A 3,063-nucleotide genomic window follows, 5' to 3' on the forward strand; every position below is an offset into this window, starting at 1 on the left:
CACCGCCGCCACGGCCGGGGCGCGCGCCCCCTCGCCGGCCGGCGCCTCGACCGGCGCAGACGCGGCGGCGGCCACCGGGGCCGCGAGCGCCGCCTGCTCCGGCGCCGCCCCGGCGAGCACGCCGTCGATGAGGTCGCGGATGCCGCGCAGCAGCGTCGCCACGTAGGCCGGCATCGCCTCCGCGGACGGGGCCACGCCGCGGCCCTGCGGCGCGGGCCGGAGCTCGGGGGTGCTGCGGGACGGGGTGCTCATCGCGGGGTCCTCCTCCAGGACTGCAGCGCCGTGGACGAACAGGCAGGCGAGCGCGCGCTGGAGCTGCTCGACCTCGCCGACCTTGGGGTGAAGCGTGGCGTGCGCGACGTGCGGGCGGTCCCCGAGGATCTGCCCGACGAAGGTGGTGAGCGGCCACTTGGGCCCGCACTCCACGAACAGCCGCACACCGCGCGCGTGGAGCGCCTCGACCGCGGGCCGGAGCCGCACCGGCTCGACGAACTGGCTGGCGAGGTGCTCGGGGAAGCGCTCCGGCGGGACCTCGGCGAGGCTCCGCCCCGTGACGGTGGAGACGATCTCCACCTCCGGCGCGCGGAACGGGATGGTGCGGAGCAGGCGCAGGTAGCGCGGCTGCGCCCCGGCGATGAGCTGCGAGTGGTAGCCGTGCGAGACCGCCAGCACGGCGGCCTCCACGCCCTCGTCGGACGCCCGCCGGAGCAGCTCCGGCATGGCGCGGCGATCGCAGGACACGATGCAGGCGCCGGGGCCGTTGTCGGCGGCGAGCGCGGCGTAGCCGGGGAGCCCGGCGGTGAGCCGCGCGGCGCGCCCGGCGCCGCAGGTGAGCGCGACCATCTTGCCGGGGTCGTCGCCGGTGAGCGCCAGCACCGAGAGCGTGCGCTCGCGGACCACCGCGAGCCCGTCCTCGAGCGACATGGCGCCGGCCGCCACCAGCGCGGCGAGCTCGCCCGCGCTCTGGCCCATGAGCGCCCGCGGCGCGAGGCCGTGGCGGACGAGCAGCCGGTGGAGCGCCACGTTCACCACGAACACCGCGCAGTGGATGTCCTCGTCGCTCTGCGCGTACGCGTCGGGCCGGTCGGTGAAGAACGACGGCCGCAGCGGCCGCCCGCACAGCGCCTGGTAGGCGCGGTCGGCGGCGTCGAGCGTCCCGCCCAGCGACGGGAACGCGGCGAGCGCGTCGCGCAGCATGTTCGGGTACTGCGGGCCCTGGCCCGGGAACGTGACCGCCACCTGCGCCGGCGCGCGCGCGTCCGCCGCGTGCACGCCCTGGGCGCGGAGCAGCCCGAGGTCGAGCCCGGCGCGCACCGCGCGGGAGAGGTGCGCGGCGCGCGCGGCGAGCGCGGCCGGATCGGCCGCCACCACCGCGACGCGGAACGGCGCGTCCGAGGCCGCCCGCCGCGAGGCCCGGAGCGCCTCGAGGTACTCCCCGGGGCCCGCGTCGCGGAGCGCGCCCGCGAGCCGCTCCAGGGCCGCGGCGCAACCGGCCGCGTCCTCCGCGCCGGCGGCGGCGATGGCGATGGCGAGCGGCCGCGCGGCGAGCGGCGCGGCCGCGAGCGCGGGGGCCGGCGTCTTCACGCTGGGAGAAGGCTGCGCGACCGGCGCGACCCGGGCCGGCGCGCCGGGGCGGTACTCCTCCACGAGCGCGTGCACGTTCGTGCCGCCCAGGCCGAAGCCGGAGACGCCCGCCCGCCGGGGCGCGCCCTCCGGCGCGGTCCAGCGCTCGGCGCGCGTGACCACCTCGACCGGCCCGGCGGTGAAGTCGATGGCCGGGTTCGGCCGCTCGACCTCGATGGACGGCGGCAGCAGGCCCTCGCGGACCGACAGCACCGCCTTCAGCAGCGCCGGGGCGCCGGCCGCGCCGAGCAGGTGGCCGATGTTGGACTTCACCGAGCCGATGCGGAGCGGCCGGGCCCGGCCGCGCCCGTAGGCGCGCACGCAGGCCTCGACCTCGGTCCGGTCGCCGAGGGCGGTGCCGGTGCCGTGGCACTCGACGTAGTCCACCAGCGCGGGGTCGATCCCGCCCGCCTCCAGCGCGCGCCGCATCGCGAGCGCCTCGCCCTCCAGCGACGGCGCGAACACCGACTTGCCCTTGCCGTCGCTGGACGCGCCCACCGCGCGCACCAGCGCGTGGACGCGCTGCCCGTCGCGCTCGGCGTCGGCGAGCCGGCGCAGCACCAGGACGCCCGCGCCCTCGCCCGGCACGAACCCGTCGGCGCGCGCGTCGAACGGCGTGCTCCCGGTGGCGGAGAGCGCGTTGAACCGGCAGCACCCCACGTAGAACTCGGGCTGCATGTCGGCCCACACGCCGCCCACCAGCGCGGTGTCGCAGGTGCCGTCCCGCAGCGCCTGCACCGCCGCCTGCAGCGCGGCGAGCGTGGAGGCGCAGGCCGACTCGACCGTGAGCTGCGGGCCGCGCAGGTCGAAGCGGCGCGCGATCCGCGCGGCCATCACGCTGCCGAGCCAGCCGGGCAGCGCGTCCTCCGAGAGCGGGGGCAGCTCGCGCTCCACCCGGGCGCGCGCGGCCTCGAGCAGCGCGCGCGCCTGCGGGCCGGTGAGCCCGGCGGCCGGCGCCGCGGCCTCCACCTCGGCGGCGAGGCGCGCCAGGTGGAAGCGCACCTCGGCGAGGAGCTTGCGCCCCTGGCACGCCATGAACCCGAGGAACACGCCGGTGCGGCCGCGATCCCAGGCCCCGCGCTCCAGGCCCGCGTCCGCGACCGCCTCCTCGGCCACGCGCAGCGCGAGCAGGTGCGCCGGGTCCACCGCCTCGCGCGCGGCGGGCGGGATGCGCCAGCGCGCCTCCGCCTGCGCGGGCGCGTCGGTGAAGCCGCCGAGCCGCGTGTAGCTGCGCTCCAGCCGCGCGGCGTCCGGGTGGCAGTAGCGCGACGCGTCCCAGCGGCTCTCCGGGACGTCGCGGATCGACGAGCGGCCGTCCTGCAGCGCCTTCCAGAACGCCGGGACGTCCTCGGCGCCGGGGAGCGTCGCGCCCAGGCCGACCACCGCCAGCGGCACGGGCTCGGCCGGCGCGCGCCACGCCGCGACGGAGGTGGCCGGCGC

Annotated in this window: 1 protein-coding gene; it reads right to left on the minus strand. The window is 79.3% G+C overall.

The window, feature by feature from the left end; all coding sequences use genetic code 11:
* The coding region (locus PSR1_RS22595) for a type I polyketide synthase (protein ID WP_152643425.1) at positions 1-3,063 on the minus strand (3,063 nt) is incomplete at both ends.

The sequence above is a fragment of the Anaeromyxobacter sp. PSR-1 genome, from assembly GCF_000964525.1.
Lineage (GTDB): Bacteria > Myxococcota > Myxococcia > Myxococcales > Anaeromyxobacteraceae > Anaeromyxobacter.